Annotated in this window: 18 protein-coding genes and 1 pseudogene; 13 read left to right on the top strand and 6 right to left on the bottom strand. The window is 70.6% G+C overall.

The annotated features are described in order from the left end of the window. The first annotated feature begins 400 nt into the window (after positions 1-400). From ACE101_RS22165 to ACE101_RS22150, 4 genes are read left to right on the top strand one after another with little or no spacing between them, the layout of a single operon-like run. A complete protein-coding gene (locus ACE101_RS22165) occupies positions 401-1,978 on the top strand; it encodes an ABC transporter substrate-binding protein (protein ID WP_379134182.1) in 1,578 nt (525 codons plus the stop codon). 5 nt (positions 1,979-1,983) lie between these two features. Beyond that, positions 1,984-2,931, top strand: a complete 948-nt coding sequence (locus ACE101_RS22160; RefSeq protein WP_379134179.1) for an ABC transporter permease — start codon at positions 1,984-1,986, stop codon at positions 2,929-2,931. Continuing rightward, positions 2,928-4,661, top strand: coding sequence for a dipeptide/oligopeptide/nickel ABC transporter permease/ATP-binding protein (locus ACE101_RS22155; protein ID WP_379134176.1), 1,734 nt, complete (start codon positions 2,928-2,930; stop codon positions 4,659-4,661). The genes ACE101_RS22160 and ACE101_RS22155 overlap by 4 nt, the downstream gene beginning before the upstream one ends. Continuing rightward, entirely contained in the window at positions 4,658-5,443 is a 786-nt protein-coding gene (locus ACE101_RS22150; RefSeq protein ID WP_379134173.1) for an ATP-binding cassette domain-containing protein, read from the top strand. Before ACE101_RS22155 ends, ACE101_RS22150 begins: the two co-directional genes overlap by 4 nt. On the opposite strand, the gene ACE101_RS22145 is transcribed toward ACE101_RS22150, so the two are convergent. After that, the gene (locus tag ACE101_RS22145; RefSeq protein WP_379134170.1) at positions 5,404-5,823 is read right to left on the bottom strand and encodes a flagellar biosynthesis repressor FlbT; all 420 of its coding nucleotides are present in this window, start codon (positions 5,821-5,823) and stop codon (positions 5,404-5,406) included. The genes ACE101_RS22150 and ACE101_RS22145 overlap by 40 nt on opposite strands. A 544-nt stretch (positions 5,824-6,367) precedes the next feature. On the opposite strand from ACE101_RS22145, the gene ACE101_RS22140 reads away from it, so the two are divergent. Both ACE101_RS22140 and ACE101_RS22135 read left to right on the top strand, forming a co-directional pair. Then, positions 6,368-7,663, top strand: a complete 1,296-nt coding sequence (locus tag ACE101_RS22140) for a flagellin N-terminal helical domain-containing protein (protein ID WP_379134167.1) — start codon at positions 6,368-6,370, stop codon at positions 7,661-7,663. 1,072 nt (positions 7,664-8,735) lie between these two features. Further along, positions 8,736-10,028 (top strand): flagellin N-terminal helical domain-containing protein, encoded by a 1,293-nt coding sequence (locus tag ACE101_RS22135; RefSeq protein WP_379134164.1) that lies wholly within the window; start codon positions 8,736-8,738, stop codon positions 10,026-10,028. Between the two features lie 89 nt (positions 10,029-10,117). Here the strand turns inward: ACE101_RS22135 and ACE101_RS22130 are convergent, their stop codons facing one another. Further along, positions 10,118-12,247 carry a hybrid sensor histidine kinase/response regulator gene (locus ACE101_RS22130; protein ID WP_379134161.1) on the bottom strand — a complete coding sequence of 710 codons (2,130 nt, stop codon included), beginning with the start codon at positions 12,245-12,247 and terminating at the stop codon, positions 10,118-10,120. A gap of 291 nt (positions 12,248-12,538) precedes the next feature. After that, positions 12,539-13,122 (bottom strand): annotated as a pseudogene (locus ACE101_RS22125) (acyl-CoA dehydrogenase family protein); the annotation flags it as partial. 336 nt (positions 13,123-13,458) lie between these two features. On the opposite strand from ACE101_RS22125, the gene msuE reads away from it, so the two are divergent. The 4 genes from msuE (at position 13,459) to ACE101_RS22105 (ending at position 17,503) form a co-directional block, all read left to right on the top strand. Further along, positions 13,459-14,055, top strand: coding sequence for an FMN reductase (gene msuE / locus ACE101_RS22120; RefSeq protein ID WP_379134159.1), 597 nt, complete (start codon positions 13,459-13,461; stop codon positions 14,053-14,055). A 68-nt stretch (positions 14,056-14,123) separates the two neighbouring features. After that, positions 14,124-14,909 carry an ABC transporter permease subunit gene (locus ACE101_RS22115; RefSeq protein WP_379134156.1) on the top strand — a complete coding sequence of 262 codons (786 nt, stop codon included), beginning with the start codon at positions 14,124-14,126 and terminating at the stop codon, positions 14,907-14,909. A gap of 28 nt (positions 14,910-14,937) precedes the next feature. Further along, positions 14,938-15,777 carry an ATP-binding cassette domain-containing protein gene (locus ACE101_RS22110; protein ID WP_379134153.1) on the top strand — a complete coding sequence of 280 codons (840 nt, stop codon included), beginning with the start codon at positions 14,938-14,940 and terminating at the stop codon, positions 15,775-15,777. 211 nt (positions 15,778-15,988) lie between these two features. Continuing rightward, positions 15,989-17,503 carry a sensor domain-containing diguanylate cyclase gene (locus ACE101_RS22105; protein ID WP_379134150.1) on the top strand — a complete coding sequence of 505 codons (1,515 nt, stop codon included), beginning with the start codon at positions 15,989-15,991 and terminating at the stop codon, positions 17,501-17,503. A 10-nt stretch (positions 17,504-17,513) separates the two neighbouring features. On the opposite strand, the gene ACE101_RS22100 is transcribed toward ACE101_RS22105, so the two are convergent. Continuing rightward, the gene (locus ACE101_RS22100; protein WP_379134147.1) at positions 17,514-18,260 is read right to left on the bottom strand and encodes a 2-keto-4-pentenoate hydratase; all 747 of its coding nucleotides are present in this window, start codon (positions 18,258-18,260) and stop codon (positions 17,514-17,516) included. 15 nt (positions 18,261-18,275) lie between these two features. Continuing rightward, the gene (locus ACE101_RS22095) at positions 18,276-18,815 is read right to left on the bottom strand and encodes a hypothetical protein (protein WP_379134144.1); all 540 of its coding nucleotides are present in this window, start codon (positions 18,813-18,815) and stop codon (positions 18,276-18,278) included. A gap of 128 nt (positions 18,816-18,943) precedes the next feature. Here ACE101_RS22095 and ACE101_RS22090 point away from each other — a divergent pair, with 128 nt between their 5' ends. From ACE101_RS22090 to ACE101_RS22080, 3 genes are all read left to right on the top strand, one after another. Further along, positions 18,944-20,326, top strand: coding sequence for an aminotransferase (locus ACE101_RS22090; protein ID WP_379134140.1), 1,383 nt, complete (start codon positions 18,944-18,946; stop codon positions 20,324-20,326). Positions 20,327-20,614: 288 nt separating this feature from the next. After that, the gene (locus ACE101_RS22085) at positions 20,615-20,812 is read left to right on the top strand and encodes a hypothetical protein (protein ID WP_379134137.1); all 198 of its coding nucleotides are present in this window, start codon (positions 20,615-20,617) and stop codon (positions 20,810-20,812) included. A 163-nt stretch (positions 20,813-20,975) separates the two neighbouring features. After that, positions 20,976-21,893: a metallophosphoesterase gene (locus tag ACE101_RS22080; protein ID WP_379134135.1), complete on the top strand. Its 918-nt coding sequence runs from the start codon at positions 20,976-20,978 to the stop codon at positions 21,891-21,893. 20 nt (positions 21,894-21,913) lie between these two features. Here ACE101_RS22080 and ACE101_RS22075 read toward each other — a convergent pair whose 3' ends face one another. After that, a complete protein-coding gene (locus ACE101_RS22075; RefSeq protein ID WP_379134132.1) occupies positions 21,914-23,446 on the bottom strand; it encodes an acyl-CoA carboxylase subunit beta in 1,533 nt (510 codons plus the stop codon). Positions 23,447-23,546 lie beyond the last annotated feature (100 nt).

The following is a 23,546-nucleotide window of genomic DNA, read 5'->3' as shown; positions in this document are numbered from 1 at the left end:
CTCGCGCGCAGACATCACATAGGGTCTCCCTGCGAGAGGGCGAGGCCCGCGTCACCGAGAGGCGGATACGCCCCTCGGGAGGAACGGTTCTGCGCCATCCGCCTGTCTGACCGATGCAGCCTTGATGAGCCGCGAATGTGCCGGGAGAGCAGATCCGGTGGCTGCACCTTGGCGACGGCCATCAGTTGCGTTGCCCGCCGTCGCGTCGCAGGCCGGGCTCGATCCGAGAGCCGCCCGGCGCCGAGAGGATCGCGCGACGCTGCTTTCCGAGCCTGATGGCGGATGACTTTCCCGTTCCATGCGCCACATCCGGAGCGGTGCCGCGGCTGGGGCTGGCACGCGCCTGCCGAGAATCCTTCGGCGCGATGAGACCCGCCCTTTGCCCTTCCGGCTGTCGAGGATGGGATCTGTGCTGGTCGTCAAGTCCGCGTGCGTCAGCCCTGTCATCGGAGCCCTCGTCGCGCTCTGCGTCCTTGAGTCCGCCGTCGCGCAAGTGTCGGACGATGTGCTCGTGGTCGGGCAGACGGCGGAACCCGCCTCCCTCGATCCCGGCGTCACCACCGCCACCAACGACGCGCGCATCCTCGTCAACCTCTATGACGGGCTGGTGCGCTACCGGCCCGGGAGCCTGGAGGTCGAGCCGGCCCTGGCCGAGAGCTGGACCGTCTCGGAGGACGGCCGGCGCTACAGCTTCCGCCTGCGCGAGAGCGTGCGCTTTCACGATGGCTCCGCCCTTGATGCCGCAGCCGTCAAGTTCACCTTCGAACGCCTTCTCGATCCCGCCCACCCGGCGGCGCAGACGGGCCCGTTCCCGCTCGCCTTCCTGTTCCGCATGGTCGAGCGGGTCGAGGCGGTCGATGCGCGGACGGTACGGTTCGTCCTGCGGGAGCCCTTCGCGCCCTTTCTGGCCAACCTCGCCGGGCCGACCGGCCTCGTGGTCTCGCCGAAGGCCGTGATGGAGGAGGGGAGAGCGTTCGGGCGCCGGCCTGTCGGCACCGGCCCGTTCCGCTTCGTCGAGTGGCAGAGCAGCCGGAAGGTGACGCTCGCCCGCAACCCCGATTACTGGGACGGGACGGCGGCCTCCCGCCTCGTGATCTTCCGGCCGCTCTCTGATCCGAACACCCGCGCCACCGAGATGCTGGCCGGCGGCGTCGACCTGATGACCGAGATGCCGCCGGATGCCCTCGCCCTGTTCCGGAACCGGGAGGGCTTCGCGGTCCACGAGCAGGTCGGGCCGCATCTCTGGTACCTGATCCTCAACATGCAGGCCGGCCCGCTCCGTGACCGGCGGGTGCGGCAGGCCGTGAACTACGCCATCGACCGGCGGGCGATCGCCACGCATGTGCTCCAGGGCACCGCGGTGCCGGCCCGCGGCATCACCGCCCCGGTCTTCGCCCTCGCCGACGATCCGGATCTCCCGGGCTACCCGTACGATCCCGAGCGCGCCCGCCGTCTCCTGCGCGAGGCCGGGGCGGAGGGCGCGCGGCTCTCCTTCCTGGTGACCGAGGGCGGATCGGGCATGCTCGATCCGGTGGCGATGGGCACGGCGATCCAGGCGGATCTCGCCGCGGTGGGGCTCGATGCGCGCATCAGCACCTACGAGTGGAACGCCTACCTGGCCCGGGTGAACCGGGGCCTCGGGGAGGCCGACATGGCCGAGATGGCCTGGATCACCAACGATCCCGACCAGTTGCCCTCGCTCGCCCTGCGCAGCGATGCCCGGCCGGGGCAGGGCGGTTTCAACGCGGGCGGCTACGCCAATCCCGGCCTCGACCGCCTGCTCGAAGAGGCCCGGCGCACCACCGAGCCCGGCCGGCGGCGGGATCTCTACCGCGCGGTGGAGCGCATCGTCGCGGAGGATGCGCCGTTTGCCGTGGTGGTCCACGGCAAGCAGGGGGCCGTCACCACGGCTGCCGTGCGGGGCTTCTCCCTCGAACCCTCCTTCAGCCTGCGCCTCGTCGGCGTGTCGAAGCGGTGAGCCCGGTGGGATCCGCGCTCCTCGCCCGCCTCGCCGGCCTCGTCCCGGTGCTGACCGGCCTCAGCCTGATCGTCTTCCTGATCATGGCGCTGATCCCGGGCGATCCGGCCCTGGCCCTGCTCGGCCCCTACGCCACGCCGGAGAGCGTCGCGCGGATCAACCGCGACCTCGGCCTCGACCGCAGCCTGCCGGTCCAGTACCTCACGTGGCTGTCGCACGTGCTGACCGGCGATCTCGGCCGCTCGCACAGCCTCAACCGCCCGGTTCTCGACGAGGTCACGGAGCGCTTCGCCGCGACCCTGGTGCTGGCCGGCGCCGCCCTCCTTCTCGCCGCGTTGCTCGGTCTCTCGGTCGGGATCGTCTCGGCGGTCCGCCAATCCGGCTGGACCGACCGCATCGCGACGCTCGGCGTGCTGGTGGGCATCTCGATGCCCTCGTTCTGGCTCGGCCTCCTGCTGATCCTGCTCTTCTCGGTCCAGTGGCGCCTGCTGCCCGTGAGCGGAATGGTGGCGATCTACGGCGGTGAGGATCTGTCCGACCGCCTGCGCCACCTCGTGCTGCCCGCCGTGACCCTGGCCGTGGTGGCGGCGGGGGTGATCGCGCGCCTCACCCGCTCGGCCATGCTGGAGGTGCTGCGCCAGGACTTCGTCCGCACCGCCCGCGCCAAGGGCGTGAGCGAGGTGGGCATCGTCCTGCGCCACGCCGTCCGAGCCGCCCTCGTGACGGTCATTCCGGTCATCGGCACCCAGGCGGGCTTCGTCCTCGGCGGCGCGGTCTACGTCGAGACGGTATTCCAATGGCCGGGGATCGGGCGGATGCTGGTCAACGCCATCGCCACCCGGGACGTGCTGCTGGTCCAGGGCGGCGTGCTCGTGGTCGCCACGGCCTACGTGCTGTTCAATCTCGCGGCCGACCTGTTGCAGCGCCTGCTCGATCCGAGGATCGGGGCGTGACCGGCTTTCTCGCGCGGTTCCTGCGCAACCGGCCCGCGGCGGCGGGTCTCGTCGTCATCGTCCTCGTCGCCGGCACGGCGCTGGCGGCGCCCTGGCTGCCGCTTGCCGATCCGAACGCCACCGCCCCGGCCGCCCGGCTTTTGCCGCCCTTCACCCCGGGCGCGTGGCTCGGCACCGACGCGCTCGGGCGCGACAGCCTCGCGCGGCTGGTCTGGGGCACGCGGGTGAGCCTCGCGGTCGGCGTGACGGCGGCGGCGCTCGCGGCCGTGATCGGCTCCGGCTTCGGCCTCGTTGCGGGCTTCGCGGGCGGGCGCATCGAGGCGGTGTTGATGCGCTTCATCGACGTGCTGATGGCCTTCCCCTACTTGCTCCTCGCGCTCGCGGTAGTGGCGGCGTTGGGGCCGGGGCTCCTCAACGCCCTCTACGCGGTCGTCGTCGCCAACATCCCGTTCTTCGCCCGCACCGTGCGGGGCGTCGCCGCGACCTTGAGCCGCCAGGATTTCGTCGCCGCCGCGCGCCTCTCCGGGATGGGGCCGGCGCGGATCCTCCTCACCGAGATCCTGCCCAACGTCCTGCCGGTGATCGTCGTCACCGTCTCGACCACGGTGGGCTGGATGATCCTGGAGACCGCCGGTCTCTCCTTCCTCGGCCTCGGCTCGCAGCCGCCGCAGGCCGATCTCGGCGCCATGCTGGGAGAGGGGCGCAAGGTGCTGATCACCGCGCCCGCGGTGGCGGGAATCCCGGGCCTCATGGTGTTCCTGATCGTGATGAGCCTCAACCTGATCGGCGACGGGCTGCGCGACGCCATCGATCCGCGTTTGCGGACGGGGGCGCCGACGCGTCCGGGCGCCGCGACGCGGGTGGAGCGGCCCGCGGGCCCGCCGGCCGATCCGGCAGCCGGCGGCCCGGAGGTGTTGCTCGCGGTGCGGGGGCTCCGCGTCGCCTTCGAGGGAGCGGCGGGCCCCGTCGAGACGGTGCGGACCGTGAGCCTCGCGGTTGCCCCCGGCGAGTGCCTCGGCCTCGTCGGCGAATCGGGCTCCGGCAAGTCGGTGACCGCCCAGGCCATCGCCCGCCTCGTCGCCTCGCCGCCGGGTGTGATCACCGGGGGCGCCATCCGTTTCGGCGGGCAGGATCTCCTCGGCCTCGCGCCCGGGGCCTTGCGGCGGCTGCGCGGCGACCGCATCGCCTACGTGTTCCAGGACCCGCTCACCACGCTCCACCCGCTGATTCGGGTGGGCGATCAGGTCATCGAGGCGATCCGCGCCCACCGCGTGATCCCGGCCCGGGAGGCGGCTGCCCGCACCCGCGACCTCTTCGCCGCCGTGGCCCTGCCCGATCCCGGGACGATCGGCCGGGCCTATCCGCACGAACTCTCGGGCGGGCAGCGCCAGCGCGTGGCCATCGCCATGGCGCTCGCCAACGAGCCCGACCTCATCGTGGCGGACGAGCCGACCACCGCCCTCGACGTGACGGTTCAGGCGGAGATCCTCGCTCTCCTCGACCGCCTGCGCCGGGAGCGGCGCCTCGCGATCCTGTTCATCAGCCACGATTTCGGGGTGGTGCGCCGCCTCTGCGACCGGGTGGCGGTGATGCAGGGCGGCCGGATCGTGGAGGAGGGGGAGACCGCACAGGTGCTCGATGCGCCGCAGCACGCCTATACGCGCGGCCTGATCGCGGCGGTGCCGGTGCTCGGCCGCGCCCGGGCGATCCTGACGGAGCGCCGCGCGTGACGCCGGCCATCGCGGTGTCCGACCTCGTCAAGACCTATCCGGCCCGCGGCGGCTGGTTCGCCCGGGGGCGGGGCGAGGTGGCGGCCCTGAAAGGCATCTCGCTCCATGTCGCGGCGGGCGAGACGTTGGGCCTCGTCGGGGAGTCGGGCTGCGGCAAGTCCACCCTGGCGCGCTGCCTCGTCGGGCTGACGCGGCCGAGCGCCGGGACGGTCACGGTGGCGGGCCGGCCGCTCCCCGCGCTGGTCCGGGCGGGGCCGCGGGAACTCGGACGGACGATCCAGTACGTCTTCCAGGATCCGGTCTCGTCCCTCAATCCGCGCAAGACGATCCGTCAGGCGCTGGCCGCGCCCCTGCGCCTTCTCGCCGGCCTCGACGGGCCGGCGCGGGCGGCGCGCCTGCCCGCGCTGATGGAATCGGTCGGCCTCGAACCGGCCCATCTCGACCGCTACCCGCACGAATTCTCAGGGGGACAGGCGCAGCGGATCGCCATCGCCCGGGCGCTCGCCGCCGGAGCGCGGGTGATCGTCCTCGACGAGCCGGTCTCGGCCCTCGATCTCTCGGTCCAGGCCCAGGTGCTGCGCCTGCTCGCGGATCTCAAGGCCCGGCACGGCCTCAGCTACCTGTTCATCAGCCACGACCTCGCGGTGGTGGAGGCGCTCTGCGACCGCGTCGCCGTGATGGCGGGCGGCGCGATCGTCGAGGAGGGCCCACCGGAGACGGTGTTCGGCGCGCCGCGGCACCCCTATACGCGCCGGCTCGTCGCCTCCGTGCCACGGCTCTGAGAGTCGCGCTCCTCGCGCATGACCTTGCGCAGCTGCGCCATCGCGCTCTGGTACTTCTCGCGCTCGACCAGCCGCAGGACCGGCCGCAGCACCTCGCGATCCGGCAGGCCCGCGCCCGCCACGCAGCTGCGCAGGCCCTCCTGCCATTCCGCCTTGCGCTCGGGCGCGATCAGCATCTGCTGGACGCAGTAATAGAGCTGCTGCAAGGGGGTGTGGACCTCCTCGGCGTCGATGAGGTGGCTCGGCATCAGCAGCACGTCGACCGCGTGGATATCCAGCGTGACGCTGTCGCTCGCCCGCATCAGCGCACCGTTCAGGAAGAAGCGGGCGCCCTTCTTGATGAAGGCCCGCATCGGTCCCGTCGAATCCGACCTCTTCATGCGTCCACCGTCCTCCGGAGTGGCGAGGGATCTAGTCGCCGAGCCTTGCACGAACCTGACTCCCGAAAAGGGGGCTTCGTTCCGGCGGCTCGCCGTCCGGCGCGGTCCGGCAAGCACTCGTTAAGCATATTCCTTTGCAGCGTATTAACCCGCGTTCCCAGCTCGCCCGCAAGTGCGACGCCGGATCAAAATCGAACATCGCCGCTTGCCGGGAGTATTTACTCTGCGATAACCATAAATCTCCTCGGTGTCGGTGGGCGCCGTTAAGGTTGATGCCGTTCAGGTGTTGTTAGGGGCCGTTAGCCTAAACAATCTCCATCAACGAGCGGATGGAAGTTAAGCGTACCGAGATCGTTGAGTGTTGATGGCGTGCGGGATCGGTCTGGTCTCGCGGCATGAGGCCAGATCGCCATTCCGGTGCAAGTCCGGGTCTTTGCGTTGTGGGTCAGGCTCGATCCGAGCCGAGGGCATGATGCCGTTCCGCTTCTCCGGTGTGAGCCCGGATGTGAACCAGTTCCCGCAAGTAGCGTAGAGTATCGACATCATGACCAGCCTGCTCACGAACACCGCGGCGATGACGGCGCTGACGACCCTCAAGTCGATTAGCTCGCAGCTCGACACCACCAGCAACCGCGTCTCGACCGGCCTGCGCGTCTCGACGGCCGCCGACAACGCCGCCTACTGGTCGATTGCCACCACGATCCGCACCGACAACAATTCGCTTGGCGCGGTGAAGGACGCGCTCGGCCTCGGCTCCTCGGCGGTGGACACGGCCTATACGGGCGTGAACAACGTCATCACCAGCCTGCAGAACCTGCGCAGCAAGCTCCAGACCGCGACCTCCTCGAGCGTCGATCGTTCCAAGGTTCAGGAAGAGATCACCGCGACGCTGGCGCAGATCAAGGCCTATGCCGACTCGTCGGTGTCGAGCGGCCAGAACTGGCTCTCGGTCGATTCCAGCGACACGGCCGGTTACAAGGACACGCAGTCGGTCGTGGCGGGCTTCACCCGCGATAAGACCGGCGCGATCACCTTCTCCAACGTCGACATCGACGTGAAGTCGATCCGCCTCTACGACAAGGCGGCGAGCGTAACCCCGGAAACGGCTGCGAAGATCGTAGCAGGTAAGGCGGTCAACGGCACGGTGGATCTGAGCGGCTCGAACGACGCCTCACTGACGATCCAGATCGGCAGCAACGCCTCCGAGACGATCAAGCTCGATGCGATCGCGATGGCCGGCGTGGCGGCTGACGCCGAGAAGGTGACGAAGGACGAGCTGCTGTCGGCGATCAACAAGAGCATCGCCAACAACACCAACCTCAAGGGCCTCGTGACCGCCAGCCTCGATGAAGCGGGCCGCCTCTCCCTGCAGACGACCGCGACCGGTGCCACTGCTGCGCTCAGCGTCACCGGCAATGCCTCGGTCGATGTCGGCTTCGGCAGCGCCGCGGTGACCGCCTCCGGCACGGCGGGGACTACCGGCACGGCGGGGGCCGGCGGCATTCTCGACACCGGTGCCACCCGCATCACCGACATCAACATCTCGTCGGCGACGGATGCGCAGGTGGCGACCTACATCACGGCGGTGGACAAGGCGATCGCCGCGGTGACCACGGCGGGCTCGAAGCTCGGTGCGAAGAAGACGCAGATCGACACGCAGATCACCTTCGTGGATGCGCTCAAGAAGGCCAACGAGCGCACCATCGGCACCCTGGTGGATGCCGACATCGAGGAGGAGTCGACCAAGCTGAAGGCCTTGCAGACCCAGCAGCAGCTGGCGGTCCAGGCGCTCAGCATCGCCAACTCGTCGAGCCAGAACGTCCTCTCCCTCTTCCGATAAGCCTGACCGATCCCGCCCACGCGAGGAATACCCAGAAAGCCGCGTCTCCGTAAGGAGGCGCGGCTTTCGCCGTTCTGGCGCTCGTCTGCTTGTGCCTGGGCGGTGAGCGCCGCATGTGTCGCTGGGCGAGTGATACGGTTTCCGGAAGATCACTTTCGGAAACCGTATCACGAGCCCGCGCGGCGCCTGAGCGAGGCCGGTTTCCGCATCGCGAAGCGATCATCCGGAAACCGTATGAGCCAGGGCCATTCGTCTCCGATGCCCCTGGCAGCCCACCGATCCTCGTGCCGACACTGGCGATTGGAGGTCGCATTCGCCGGCTGTCGACCGGATCGATCGGACCGGGGGCGAGGCTACCGCTGCGCCCGGGATCCCCGGCATGAGGCGCCGACCGATTTGCGGATCAACGAGCGTCCGACTGCCGCCCGCGCGGCCTGCGGCGCTCGCCGAGAGGCAGGGGGTACACGACACTGGAAAGCCGGGCAGCGCGAAACAGTGGGCGGAGGACCCCTTCGCCGGGCGAACTCAGCCCCCGAGCGCCGCTCGCCCGCTCACTGTCGTGGACCGTGGCCGAGAGGGCGGTCTCGCGCCGATGCATACCTGGCGCCGATTGGATGTCTCCCATCCCGAGGCTTCTCCGCTGTTGCCCGGTGCCGGTCGGCGGGCGCGGCATGAGGCGATGCGCTCGTCGCCGATGGATGAATCAGGCTCCGTATAGTTAACGGACCTGCCAGACGAATTCATGATGAATCTTCGGGTAACCAAGGAATCGCATCGCGTTGTGGTGCGCATCAGCGTTGATGGCTGCTTTCAGATCTCGTTAAAGTCGGAGAACTTAGATCTAGGGCGTCGACGCGGCGGTTGTCCCAACGGTCGTCCAGGTCGGCAGAGACGCGGTGGCGCGTGAATTTGGTCGTAAGGCCCGAACTCATGCTGTTACCCCGGTGGAAGCCCGGGTTCTTGCGTTGTGGGTCAGGCTCGATTGCGAGCTGAAGGCATGATGCCGTTCCGCTTCTCCGGTGTGAGCCCGGATGTGAACCAGTTCCCGCAAGTAGCGTAGAGTATCGACATCATGACCAGCCTGCTCACGAACAGCTCCGCCATGACCGCGCTGACGACCCTCAAGTCGATCAGCTCGCAGCTCGACACCACCAGCAACCGCGTCTCGACCGGCCTGCGCGTCACCAGCGCCGCCGACAACGCCGCCTACTGGTCGATCGCCACCACGATCCGCACCGACAACAATTCGCTTGGCGCGGTGAAGGACGCGCTCGGCCTCGGCTCCTCGGCGGTGGACACGGCCTATACGGGCGTGAACAACGTCATCACCAGCCTGCAGAACCTGCGCAGCAAGCTCCAGACCGCGACCTCCTCGAGCGTCGACAAGACCAAGGTCCAGGAAGAGATCACCGCGACGCTGGCGCAGATCAAAGCCTATGCCGACTCGTCGGTGTCGAGCGGCCAGAACTGGCTCTCCGTCGACTCCAGCGACACCACTGTCTACAAGGACACGCAGTCGGTCGTGGCGGGCTTCACCCGCGATAAGACCGGCGCGATCAACTTCTCGAATGTCGACATCGACGTGAAGTCGATCCGCCTCTACGACAAGGCGGCGGACGCGACGCCTGCCACGGCCGCCAAGGTGGTCGCCGGCTCGGCGGTCAACGGCACGGTGGATCTGAGCGGCTCGAACGACGCCTCACTGACGATCCAGGTCGATGGCGGAAGCTCCGAGACGATCAAGCTCGACGCGACCGCGATGGCCGGCGTGGCGGCTGACGCCCAGAAGGTGACGAAGGACGAGCTGCTGTCGGCGATCAACAATAGCATCGCCAACAACACCAACCTCAAGGGCAAGGTGACCGCCAGCCTCGATGAAGCAGGACGGATCGTGTTCGAGTCGGCGACCAAGGGGGCGGCTTCCGCGCTGAGCGTCACCGGAGGTACGGTCAGCATCGGCTACGGCACCACCGCGGTGACCGCTTCCGGCACGGCCGCGGCAGGCGGCGCGGCTGGTGCGGGCGGCATCCTCGACAGCGGTGCCACGAAGATCACCGGCATGGACATCTCGTCGGCGACGGATGCGCAAGTGGCGACCTACATCACGGCGGTGGACAAGGCGATCGCCGCGGTGACCACGGCGGGCTCGAAGCTCGGTGCGAAGAAGACGCAAATCGACACGCAGATCACCTTCGTGGATGCGCTCAAGAAGGCCAACGAGCGCACCATCGGCACCCTGGTGGACGCCGACATCGAGGAGGAGTCGACCAAGCTGAAGGCCTTGCAGACCCAGCAGCAGCTGGCGGTCCAGGCGCTCAGCATCGCCAACTCGTCGAGCCAGAACGTCCTCTCCCTCTTCCGCTAAGCCGATCGCGGCCCGGGCAGCATCCGGGCCGCTTCCCGGAAGCCCCGCCTCCGAAGGAGGCGGGGCTTTTCGCGTCGGCCGTCTTCCGTCTACCCGATCAGGTCCTTGACCCGCGCCGCCAGCGAGTCCAGGGCGAAGGGCTTCGTCATCACCTGCATCCCGGGCGGCAGGTCGCCCGCGCCCGTCGCCGCCGTCTCGGCGAAACCCGTGATCATCAGCACCTTCAGGCCGGGGCGCAGGGCGCAGCCCGCTTCCGCCAACTGGCGGCCGTTCATTCCGCCGGGCAGGCCGACATCCGTCACCAGAAGGTCGATGCGCTCCGGCCCCTGGAGACAATGCAGGCCCGCCGCGCTGTCGGCCGCCTCCAGGATCCGGTAGCCGAGATTCAGCAGCACGTCCGCGACCACCACGCGCACGCTCGGCTCGTCGTCGACGATGAGGACGGTTTCTCCCGCACCGGCCCGAGGGGAGGGGAACGCCGCCCCGTTCGCCACCGCGTTCCACGCGCCGCCGTCGTGGCGCGGCAGGTAGAGGCGGACCGTGGTGCCGCGGCCGGGCTCCGAGATGATCCGCACCTGCCCGCCCGACTGGCGGGCGAAGCCGTAGATCATCGAGAGGCCGAGGCCGGTGCCCTGGCCGAGGGGCTTGGTGGTGAAGAACGGGTCGAAGGCCCGGGCCACCACGTCCGGGGTCATCCCGGTGCCGGTGTCCCGGACCTCCACGGTCAGGTAGGGGCCCGGCGCGAGGTCGCAGACGCGGGCCGCCGCCGCGTCGAGATTCCGGTTGGCCGTGGCGATGGTGATCCGCCCGCCCTCCGGCATGGCATCGCGGGCATTGATGCACAGGTTGAGGAGCGCGTTCTCGAGCTGGTTGGGATCGACGCGCGCGGTCCAGAGATCCGGCGCCGCCGCCAGGCTGAGGACGATCTGCGGTCCCACGGTCCGCCGGATCAGGTCCTCCAGGCCCTCGACCAGCCGGTTCACGTCGGTGGGCTTCGGGTCGAGGGTCTGCCGGCGCGAGAAGGCCAGCAGGCGGTGGGTGAGGGCCGCCGCCCGCTGGGCCGAGGTCATGGCGAGGCCCAGGTAGCGGCCGAGATTCTCGGTGCGGCCCTCGGTGAGGCGGGTCTGCATCAGGTCGAGGGCGCCGACGATGCCGGTGAGCAGGTTGTTGAAGTCGTGGGCGATGCCGCCGGTGAGCTGGCCCACCGCCTCCATCTTCTGCGCCTGCCGCAACGCCTCCTCGATGCGGGTGCGCTCCTCGATCTCGGCGGTGAGCCGGGCATTGGCGGCCTGAAGGTCCGCCGTCCGCGCGCTCACTTCGGCTTCCAGGGCCTCGTGATCCCGCGTCAGCGCCTCGCGGGCGCGCACCTGATCGTCGATGTCGATGATCGAGCCGACGAAACCCAGATCCGCCTCGCCGGGAGCGAAGCGGGGCGCCCCGGCATCGAGCACCCAGCGGTAGCGGCCGTCCCGATGGCGCAGGCGGTATTCCAGCCGGAAGGGGCCGCCGCAGGCCCGGGCGGTGTCGAAGGCGTCGGCTGCGGCCCGCCGGTCGTCAGGATGGACCGCGTCGAGCCAGCCGAAGCCCGCGCCCTGCGCCGGCGCCTGCCCCGTGAAGCCGTACCAGGCGCGGTTGAGATAGGTGCAGGCGCCGGTCGCATCCGTCACCCACATCATCACCGGCGCGTGATCCGCCATGGTGCGGAAGCGCGCCTCGCTCTCGCGCAGGGCCGCCTCGGCGCGCACCCGCCCCGTCGTCTCCGCGACGATGCAGAGCACGCCGCCCACCGTGGCGTCCGGCATCCGCACCGGCGAGTAGGAGATGTCGAAATGGACGGTCTCGCCGAAGCCGTGCCGCTCGATGTAGAAGGGCCGGCTCTCGGCGAAGACCGTCTCGCCGGTCTCGCGCACCCGGCGCAGCAGCGGCTCCAGATCGTCCCAGAGTTCGGACCAGTTCTCCCGGGCGGGGCGGCCGAGGGCGCGCGGGTGCTTGCTCCCGATCGTGGGCGCGTAGGCGTCGTTGTAGAGCGCCACGTAGTCCGGGCCCCAGAACAGCACAATCTGGGCGTGCGCCGGCAGCATCAGGCCGACCGTCGCCGTGAGGACCGCAGGCCAGCGCGCCGGGATCCCGAGAGGCGAATCCGACCAGTCCCGCTCCGCGATGAGCGTGCCGAGGGCGCCACCGCCGACCAGCCACGGCGCGCCCGCCTCAGCCGCCATGGGAGCGCGTCCCCTCGCACGCCGTCATGGGCGGCCTTCGCCGGGACGGGCCTGTCGGGAGCGGCATCTGCTTCGATCCTCCCGCCTCGGTCCGCACCATCGCGGCCTCGGTCCGGTCGCCTCGGCGAGCCAGGGCCGGCTTGAGACTTTCCCCAGGGAAGATAGCGCGGCCCGTCGCGGGAGCCAGGATCGATCGCGCCTCGGATGAGGCGCCGGCACGCCCGCGCCTCATCCGCCGAGATGTCCGGCCTGCGGCGGGGCTTTCACGGAACGCCGCGCGGCACCGTCCCGATACCCCCGCCCCGGGTCATCGAGGGCGATGATCGGCACCAGATGGGCGAGGAGCGCGCCCGTGGCGTAGAACTTCTGCCCGCGCACCACCACGTGGTCGCCGTGATCGGTGAAGCGGTGGCGACGTCGGCCGCGCGCTTCGTGCCCCTCTCCGAGAAGGCATTGCCGAAGCGCGTGCCGCGCAGCACCTCGCCGAACCGCAGCGTCTGCCAGTCGGGCTCGGACACCGTGCGGATCGCCGCCACGATGCCGAGATGGTTCTGGGCGATCTGGCCGATCGACGGATCGGCGGCCGAGACGATGGCGATGACCTGGGCCAGCGTCCGGTAGGACACCTCGGGCCCGCCGTGAGCGCGCGGCACGTTGATCGACCACAGGCCGCTCTGGGAGAAGGCGTCGAACTCGGCGAGCGGGCGGGCCTTCGCCCGGTCGCGCTCGGCGGCGCCACGCCGGAGATTGTCGGCCAGCTCCCGCGCCACGCTGAGCGCCTCCGAAAAGAAAGCGACGTGCTTTTTTCGGCGGTTCCGGGGAAGGGCCTCCCCGGCTCCGGCTTGCCGGGAGAAGGCTCCGTTGCGTGCCTGCACCCGTCTTTTCGAAAAGTCGATTCCTGCCTCCGGCTTCGCCGGATCGTTCTTTAAACCGTACAGCGCCTTGTCTGTGCCGGGCCCGGCAGCATAGCCCGACCCGGATCGCCGCGAGGGACTTTCGTGATGGGAGACCAACGCGCCGAAGGGGAACTTGCTTCTCCGATCGGCGGCCCGAATAGGCACAATGATCTCCGAAGGCTCGTTCTTTCAAAGGAACATTTCATTGACCTCCGGCGGGTTCTGGCGGAGCATTCGGCCTCGTTCGACGGCCCCGTCACCGGGTGGGCGGCCCGGCGGCGCGCCCGCACCCCTCCACGCAGCGGAACCCTCTTCATGACGCGTCCGAAACTCGTCGGCTTCAGCGCCAACCTGCAGCGCCCCTCGAAGACCCGTACCCTCGTCGAGGCGATCGCCGAGGAGACCGCCGCCCGGATCCCCGTCGAGATCCGCCTCTACGACGTGGTCGATGCCGGGCCGGGCCTCGGTTCCGCGTGGTCGCGCGGCGATCTCCCGCTGCCGGCGCGCCGCATCGTCGAGGAGATCGAGGAGGCGGACGGCCTGATCGTCGGCTCGCCGGTCTACAAGGGCGCCTATACGGGGCTGTTCAAGCACGTCTTCGACTTCGTCGATCCGGCCGCCCTGGTGAACAAGCCCGTCGCCATCGCGGCGACCGGCGGGGGCGCCCGTCACGCCCTCGTGGTCGAGCACGCCTTCCGGCCGCTCTTCGGCTTCTTCTCGGCGCTCGCGCTGCCGACCGCGGTCTACGCGTCGGATCCGGACTTCCGCGACGGCGCCCTCGTCGATGCGGGCATCCGGGCGCGGGTGGGCGACGCCGCGGGCCAGCTCGCCGCCCTGCTCGGCCAAGCCGCCGCGAGTGCCGCCGCGAGCGCCCGGGGGCCGGAGCTGCGCGCCGCCGGAGCCGGCCGGTGATCGGCCCGTCCACCCCGTTTGCCGGTGCGGTGCGGCTCCGGCCCACCCGCAACGGCTGAGATCCGCCGATGCCGCGCTCCTCCGTCCTCGATCGGGCCTCGGCCCGCCTGACGCCCTGGCTCGTTCCGGTCCTGGTTCTCGCCGGCTGGCAGGCGGCGAGTTCGCTCGGCCTCGTCTCGAACCGCTTCATGCCCGCGCCCCTCGACGTCGTCGCGGCAGGCGTCCGGCTCGGCCGCACGGGCGAACTCTGGACCAATCTCTGGGTCAGCTTCCTGCGCGCGGCCACCGGCTTCCTGATCGGCGGTGGCATCGGCTTCCTGCTCGGCCTCGCCAACGGCCTGTCGCGGGTCTCCGACCGGCTCACCGACACGACCGTCCAGATGATCCGCAACGTGCCGCATCTGTCGCTGATTCCCCTCGTCATCCTGTGGTTCGGGATCGGCGAGGAGGCGAAGCTGTTCCTGGTGGCCCTGGGCGTGTTCTTCCCGATCTACGCCAACACCCTGCACGGCATCCGCTCGGTCGATCCGCAACTGATCGAGATGGGCCGGGTCTACGGCCTGTCGCGGGGGAGCCTGTTCCTGCGCGTGGTGTTGCCCGGCGCCCTGCCGTCGATCTTCGTGGGCCTGCGCTATGCGCTCGGTATCATGTGGCTGACCCTGATCGTCGCCGAGACGATCTCGGCTTCCTCGGGCCTCGGCTACATGGCCATGCAGGCGCGCGAGTTCATGCTGGTCGACGTCGTCGTGCTGGCGATCCTGATCTACGCCGTGCTCGGCAAGGTCGCGGATGCGCTGACGCGCCGGCTCGAACGCCTCTGCCTGTCCTGGAACCCGGCCTACCGGGCCGCCTGACCTCCCCCTGGCCACATCACGAGCGACCATGACCGCCACCGCCCTGCGCCGCTCCGAATCGGATCTCGCCCCGGCGAGCCCCCGCCGCAGCCTCGACGCGGATCACCCCTCGGCCGCCGGAAACGGCATCGCCGTGACCCTGCGCGGCCTGTCGAAGTCCTTCGACGGCCACACGGTGATCCGCGGCCTCGACCTGCATGTGCCGGCCGGCCAGTTCGTGGCGGTGGTCGGCCGCTCGGGCTGCGGCAAGAGCACCCTGCTGCGCCTCGTCCTTGGCCTCGACACCCCGACCGAGGGCCGCATCGCCCTGGACGCGGCCGCGCGGGAGACCCGGGATCCGCGGCGTCTCAAGCGCATCATGTTCCAGGAGCCGCGCCTGCTTCCTTGGGCGCGGGTGATCGACAACGTCGCGGTGGGGCTCGGCGAGGAGGGCACCCGGGCGGAGCGGCGCGAGCGGGCGCGCGCCGCTCTCGCGGAGGTCGGGCTCGCCGAGAAGGCGGGGCAATGGCCCGCCACCCTCTCGGGCGGGCAGCGCCAGCGCGTGGCCCTCGCCCGGGCCCTCGTCAGCCGGCCCGGGCTCCTCGCCCTCGACGAGCCCCTGGGCGCGCTCGATGCCCTCACCCGCATCGGCATGCAGGACCTGATCGAACGGATCTGGCGGGCGCAAGGCTTCACGGCCCTGCTCGTCACGCACGACGTCGCGGAGGCGGTGGCGCTCGCCGACCGCATCCTGGTGGTCGAGGAGGGCCGCATCGCCCTCGACCTGCGGGTCGACGTGCCCCGGCCGCGCCGCCGGGGCGATCCGGATCTCGCCGCCCTCGAAGGCCGCATCCTTGAGCATCTGCTCGCCGATCAGGCCCTCGTCTGAGCGCCGCGATCCCGCGCGGCGAATTCTATTGGCTTTGCAATCAAGGGAAATGCCATGATGCTCGCCCGGGCAGCCGATGCCCGGGAAGCCGGTCCGGTCTCTGAACGAGCGCAGAGTTCGGCTCCTGCAAGTCTTGCGTTAAGGGCCCCGGAGTCATGGTGGGCCCGCGGGAGACCGGGTCGTGATTGCCTTGCGAGCGCCGAAATCATCCTTGTTCACCGGAAGCGCGAAGGCGGTCCGCTGGTGGGTCGTGCTCGGCGTCCTGGCTCCGCTCGGCATGCTGCTCCTGTCGGCGGTCATGCTGACGATCCTGCGGGCGGATGTGTGGGAGCGGGCCCGGCAAACGGCCGGCAACCTGCTCCAGCTCGTCGCGAGCGATGTCGGCCGCAACGTCGAGATCATCGATCTGTCGCTCTCGTCCATGGTGAGCCGGCTGAAGCTGCCGGCGGTCGTCGCGGCGACGCCCGAGCTGCGCCAGATCATCCTGTTCGACCGGGCCGCCAGCGCGCGGGATATCGGCTCGATCCTCGTCCTCGACAGGCACGGCGACACGGTCCTGGACGCCGCGAGCATTCCGCCCCGGCAACTGAACTTCGCCGATCGCAGGTATTTCCAGATCCATCGGGAGCAGCCGGATCGCGGGCTGTTCATCAGCCGCCCGCTCACCTCGCGGATCTCGGGCGCACGTCTGATCGTGCTCAGCCGGCGCTTGGCGGCGGACGATGGCGACTTCGACGGCATCGTCGTCGGCACCCTGCGGCTCACCCATTTCACGCGGGCCTTCGACCGGCTCGGGCTCGGCCCGGGCGGAGTGATCAGCCTCATCCGTCTCGACGGCATGCAGCTCATGCGGCATCCCGCCACCGCGTCCAACGATGGCGGGACCATCGCGGGCACCCCGCTGCTGAAGCGCCTGCAGGCGGCGGAGAGCGGCCAGTTCGTCATGCCCGATGCGGATGGTGTCGAGCACTATGTCGCGTTCCGGAGGATCGGCGACCTGCCGCTGATCCTCACCGTCGCGCTGCCGGTGGACGGGATCGAGGCGGGCTGGCGCCACCAGGCGCTGGTGATCGGTGCGGTGGTGCTCCTCCTCGGGACCTTGAGCGCCGGTCTCGTCCTGCTGTTCACCCGCGAACTGGCGCGGCGCTCAACCGCCGAGGCCGAGCTGGCCAGGCTCTCGCTCACCGACGCCCTCACCGGCCTGCCGAACCGCCGCCGGTTCGACGCGGCGCTGGAGGTGGCCTGGGCCCAGGCGTGCCGCGACGGCGCGCCGCTCGCGCTGCTGATCATCGATGCCGATCACTTCAAGCGGATCAACGACCGCTACGGCCATCAGGTCGGGGACGAGGTGCTCGCCGGGCTCGCCCAGTGTCTCGCGCGCAGCGCCCGGCGCCCGAGCGATCTCGCCTGCCGGCTGGGGGGTGAGGAATTCGCGATCCTGCTGCCGGGCGTCGAGGGGCCGGGCGCCGGCGCGGTGGCCGCGTCGGTGCATGCGGAGGTGGCGCAGTTCGCGCTTCCGGCCGCGGGCGTCGAGCCGGGCGCGGTCACGGTGAGCATCGGCGCCGCCGTCGCCCGGCCCGGCCTCCCGCCCGCGACGGTGCCCGCGCGGCTCTACGGCGCGGCCGACGCGGCCCTCTACCGCGCCAAGGCGAGCGGCCGGAACAGGACCGAGATCGCGGGCGAGGCGGCCCCGGACCCGCGCCAGGAGATGCAGCGCGTCGCCTGAGGGGCGCGGTTCAGAATTCCAGCGTGACGTCGCCGAGCCCGGTGAGCCGGCCGGCGACCCGCGCGCCCTCGCTCACGAAGATCATGCCCGTGCAGGAGCCCGTGGCGATCACCTCGCCCGCGCGGGGCGGCCGGCCGCTCGTCTCGGCGCAGTGCCGGGCGAGCCAGCCGAGCAGCCGCCGCACGTCGCCCGCCGGGTTGCCGCCGCGGGTGCGGGCGGCCTCCTTGCCGTCGATGGTGAGCACGGCCTCGACCTGACGCAGGTCCAGCATCCGCGGATCGCAGGCGGCCGGCGCGCCGAGCACCAGGGCGCCGTGGCTCTGCAGGTCGGCGAGCCGGGCGAGGGGATCGGCCGCCTGCCAATCCGCCAGGCGCGACTCCACCACCTCGATGAGCGGGAGCACGGCCTCCACCGCCGCCAGGGGATCCGCCTCATCCGGGGAGAGGTCCCGGCCGAGCCGCAGGCCGACCTCCACCTCCAGGCCGCGCACGCGCCAGCCCGCGCCGCGCAGCACGGCACCCGAGGCGAGGATCCCGGTGGCGGGCAGCGGCGCCCCGCTGACCGTTGCGTCCGGCCCCTTCGCACCCACCTTCCAGCCGCCGACGGCCCCGAGCGCGGCGATCGTGCGGGCCTGCACCGCGTAGGCCTCCGCCGCATCCCGCGGCAGCGCGCGCCGCCAGGGGAGGGGAGCGCCCGACCGGGCGGCGAGGAGCAGCCCGGCGATGGCATCGGGCGTGGGGCGCGTCAGGTCGTCCATGGGTTCTCTTCCGGCTCAGGCCGCCGCCCGCACCTTCTCGACGTCGATCACCGGGCCGGCGGCGGTCATCCGCTCGCGGGCGACCAAGCGGTCTCCGGGCTCGAACACGCCGAGCGCCACGTCGCGGTCGGGCAGAACCACCGTCGCGTTCTTGTTCACGAAGACGATGACGTGCCGCTTCTGGGCCAGGGAGGCGACGGCCCAGCGCTTGAGCTGAGCGTAGTAGGGGGCGCGGCGCCACGCGCCGGCCTGGCCCGGATCGACCTGCACGTTGAGGAAGCGCGTCACCGGATCGAGGGTGAGCACCATCTTGGCGCGGTCGGGCTTCCATTCGGGGCCGAGCCAGTGCTCGGTCATCCAGAGGCAGTGGAAGGCCCGGCAATGGTCGGGGCGCTCCGCGTGGATGCCGCAGCCCCGCCCGCTGACGGCGTGGCGGCACCACGTGCCGGCGACGCTCTCCACCGCGGGCACGTCGAAGACCTTGCAGCACAGGGTGCAGGGGCCGCAGCTGCGGCCGGGGGCGGGGTGGGAGGCGATCTGGGCCGGGTCGATCATGCGGTCGGAAATCGGATTGCGCGGGGCTGCCTTGGTGCCGGGGCATCGCGCCGCTAGTGTGGCGGACGTGCGGATCACCCGCCGACGGGGCTCCCCCGCCCGTCGAGCCTCCGAGGAAAGCACCGACGATGCTCTCGAACCTCGCCGCCCGCGACGTCGAAACCCTGATCCACCCCTACACCAACCTCGCGCTGTTTCGCGAATCCGGGCCGCTGGTGCTGGAGCGCGGCCACGGCGTCTGGGTCTACGACACGGATGGGCGCCCCTATATCGAAGGCATGGCGGGGCTGTGGTGCACGGCGCTCGGCTATTCCAACGAGGAGCTGGTCGAGGCCGCCCGCGAGCAGATGGCGCGTCTGCCCTTCACGCATCTCTTCTCCGGCCGCAGCCACGATCCGGCGATCGAACTCGCCGAGTTGATCAAGGAGCAGGCGCCGATCCCGGTCTCGAAGGTGTTCTTCACCTCCTCGGGCTCCGAGGCCAACGACACCCAGGTCAAGCTGACGTGGTATCTCAACAACGCCCTCGGCCGCCCGCGCAAGAAGAAGATCATCGCGCAGACCAAGGGCTATCACGGCGTCACCGTCGCCGCGGCCTCGCTCACCGGCCTGCCGGCCAACCACGCCGACTGGGACCTGCCCCTGCCGGGCTTCCTGCACGCGCCCTGCCCGCATCACTACCGGGGGGCACAGCCGGGCGAGAGCGAGGAGGATTACTCCGCGCGCCTCGCCGCCGAGCTCGACGCCCTCATCCAGCGGGAGGATCCCGACACGGTGGCGGCCTTCATCGCCGAGCCGGTGCTGGGGGCGGGGGGCGCGATCGTGCCGCCGCAGGGCTATTACGCGGCGATCCAGGCCGTCCTCGCCGCCTACGACATCCGCTTCATCGCCGACGAGGTGATCTGCGGGTTCGGACGCCTCGGCACGTGGTTCGGCGCCGAGACCATGGGCATGCGCCCGCACAGCCTCTCCTTCGCCAAGGCCGTGACCTCGGCCTACATGCCGCTCGGCGGCCTCACCGTTGAGGAGCCGCTCTACCAGGCGATGCTCGACGAGAGCCGCAAACTCGGCACCTTCGGGCACGGCACCACCTATTCGGGGCATCCGGTCGCCTGCGCGGTCGCCATCAAGGCCCTGGAGATCTACCGGCGCGACCGGCTGGTCGAGGGGGCGGCCGAGAAGGCGCCGCTGTTCCAGCGCCGGCTCACCGCCCTCGCCGCGCATCCCCTCGTCGGGGAGGCGCGCGGCATCGGCCTCATCGGCGGCCTGGAGATCGTCGCCGACAAGGCGACGAAGACCCAGTACGACCCCAAGGCGGGCGTCGCCGCCCGCTGCGTCGCCTTCGCGCAAGGCGAGGGGCTGATCATCCGCTCGCTGGCGGGAGACCGGCTGGCGATCTGCCCGCCCCTCGTCATCGCCCCCGACGAGATCGAGACACTGTTCGACCGCCTCGGGCGGGCCCTCGACCGCACGGCGGAGTGGATCCGCCAGGAAGGATTGACGGCGGCCTGAGCGGAACCGGTCTCCGCCCAGAGCGCTTCCCGCCGAAATGGATCCCGGTTCGGCGAAAGGAAGCGCGTCACAAAGGTTGAGAGCCGCAACCGATCGCAACGCGATCGGGCGCTGCTCCGGCAACGCCATCGACCGGATGCATTGTTCATCCGCCGTCCATCTCTGGGGCAGGGCGCGCCTGCGTCTTGCCCCGGCCGGGCCGCAATGGCGCCCGACCGCCGTCCCGATCGGCCGCTCTACCGAGGGGACCGGCCGCGCGAGGCCGAGGTGACGAGAGGATCGATCCCGATGGTGTCGCAAGCGCAGAGCTCCGGTGCCGCCGAGACCCGCCCGACGAGTCGTCCGAGCGGGGCCGGCGTGGCGGCAGGCTTTCGCCCCCTGGCCTTGCCCGCCCTCGCCGCGGCGACCCGGATCGTCGGAAAATCGGCGAGAACGGCGCCGAAGGCGCCTCCGGCACGCTTCCACGAACACGACATCGTCGATTGAGCGGGGTTTCCGACCGGAGCTTGATGGGATCTTAACCGGTCGACCGCCTCATTCCCCCGCGCGGCGGATGCCCTGCCATCCGCCGGCCGGAGCGTGCCCCATCGCAGGGGATGCCGGTTCGGCATCGGCACGCGCGAGCAACCAGATCTCAGGGGCCGCATCGATGCTGATCATGCCGAGCCGCCGACAGGTGTTGGCGGGCGCCGCCGGGCTGGCGGCGCTCGGCGGCTCCACGGGCGCCTACGCCTTCGCGATCGAGCCGGGCTGGCGCCTCGTGGTCACCGCCTACGCGCCGCGGCCCGCGAACTGGCCCGCCGGCCTCAAGCTGCGGATCGCCGCGCTCGCCGATTTCCACATCGGCGAGCCCTGGATGTCGCTGGCGCGGGTCGAGGCGATCGTGGCGGCGACGAATGCCCTCAACCCGGATCTGATCCTGCTGCTCGGCGACTATCCGGGCGCGCGGCCGATCGCGGCCCGCAAGGTGCCGCTGCCGGATTTCGCCCGTACCGTCTCGGCCCTGCGCGCGCCGCTGGGCGTCCACGCGGTCCTCGGCAACCACGATTGGTGGGATGATGCCGCCGCGCAGGCGAGCCACCGCGGCCCGGTCGAGGCCCGGCGCGCGCTGGAGGCGCAGGGCATCCCGGTCCTGGAGAACGCCGCCTTGCGTCTGGTGCAGGACGGGCGGCCGTTCTGGCTCGCCGGTCTCGCCGACCAGGAGCCCTTCGTGCCGCAGGGCAGCATGCGCAGCCTCGCCGACCTGCCCACCACCCTGGCGCAGATCACCGACGACGCCCCCGTGATCCTGATGGCGCACGAGCCCGACATCTTCCCGAAGGTCCCGGACCGGGTGGCGCTGACCCTCTCGGGCCACACCCATGGCGGGCAGGTCCGGATCCTCGGCTACTCGCCGGTCACGCCCTCGCGGTACGGCCAGCGCTACGTCTACGGCCACGTGGTCGAGAAGGGCCGCCACCTCGTCGTCTCGGGCGGTCTCGGCCTCAGCCGGATCCCGGTGCGCTTCGGCGTGCCGCCGGAGATCGTGCTGGTCGATCTCGCGGGGGCGGCCGGCCTCCACGCCTGAGTGAAGGCCGGCCCCGCGCGTCAGAGCGGGATGTTGTCGTGCTTCTTCCAGGGCTGCTCGCTCTCCTTGGTGCGCAGCATGGCGAGCGCCCGCGCCACCCGGCGGCGCGTGGAATGCGGCATGATCACCTCGTCGATGTAGCCCCGCTCCGCCGCCACGAAGGGCGACATGAAGCGCTCCTCGTACTCGGCCGTGCGCGCCGCGATCTTCTCCGGGTCGCCCAGGTCCTGGCGGAAGATGATCTCGACGGCGCCCTTGGCGCCCATCACGGCGATCTGCGCGGTCGGCCAGGCGTAGTTCACGTCCCCGCCCACATGCTTGGAGGCCATCACGTCGTAGGCGCCGCCGAAGGCCTTGCGGGTGATGATGGTGACGAGCGGCACCGTCGCCTGGCTGTAGGCGAACAGCAGCTTGGCGCCGTGCTTGATCAGGCCGCCATATTCCTGGGCGGTGCCCGGCAGGAAGCCCGGCACGTCCACGAAGGTCACCAGCGGAATGCCGAAGGCGTCGCAGAAGCGCACGAAGCGCGCCGCCTTGCGGGAGGCGTCCGCGTCGAGCACCCCGGCCAGCACCATCGGCTGGTTGGCCACGATGCCCACCGTGCGCCCCTCGATGCGCCCGAAGCCCGTGATGATGTTGCGCGCGAACGCCGCCTGGATCTCGAAGAAGTCGCCCTCGTCCACCACCCGGCGGATCAGTTCGCCCATGTCGTAGGGCTTGTTCGGGTTGTCCGGGATCAGGGTGTCGAGGCTCTTGTCGAGCCGCAGGGGATCGTCGAAGCTCTCGATCTCCGGCACGCCCTCGAGGTTGTTGGCCGGCAGGAAGTCCATCAGGCGCCGGATCTGGAGCAGCGCCTCGACGTCGTTCTCGTAGGAGCCGTCCGCGATCGAGGACTTGGTGGTGTGGACCTTGGCGCCGCCGAGTTCCTCGGCCGTGACCACCTCGTTGGTCACGGTCTTGACCACGTCGGGGCCGGTCACGAACATGTAGCTGGTGTCGCGCACCATGAAGATGAAGTCGGTCATGGCGGGCGAGTAGACGTCGCCGCCCGCGCAAGGTCCCATGATCACCGAGATCTGCGGGATCACCCCGGAGGCGAGCACGTTGCGCTTGAAGACCTCGCCGTAGCCGCCGAGGGCGGCGACGCCCTCCTGGATGCGGGCGCCACCGGCATCGAACAGGCCGATGATCGGCGCGCGCATCTTGAGGGCCATGTCCTGGACCTTGATGATCTTCTGGGCGTGCGCCTCCGAGAGCGAGCCGCCGAAGACCGTGAAGTCCTTGGAGAAGATGAAGACGGCACGGCCGTTGATGGTGCCCCAGCCGGTGATGACACCGTCGCCGGGGATCTTCTGGTTCTCCATGCCGAAGTCGTTCGAGCGGTGCTGCACGAACATGTCGAATTCCTCGAACGAGCCGCTGTCGAGGAGGAGTTCGATGCGCTCCCGGGCCGTGAGCTTGCCGCGCTTGTGCTGCGCCGCCACTCGGCTCTCGCCGCCGCCGAGCCGGGCCTGCGCGCGCCGCTGGTCCAGCCGTTCGAGGATATCCTTCATGGTGCCTGCCGCCTGTGTTCGTCCGGCGCCCTCAGCCTGCAAGGCTTGGCGGTATTCGGGAAAGGCGGCTCTAGCACGCGGCCGCGGTGCCGCAAAACCG

This window comes from Methylobacterium carpenticola (genome assembly GCF_042748905.1).
Taxonomy (GTDB): domain Bacteria; phylum Pseudomonadota; class Alphaproteobacteria; order Rhizobiales; family Beijerinckiaceae; genus Methylobacterium; species Methylobacterium carpenticola.
This window is presented reverse-complemented; position numbering and strand designations above follow the sequence as displayed.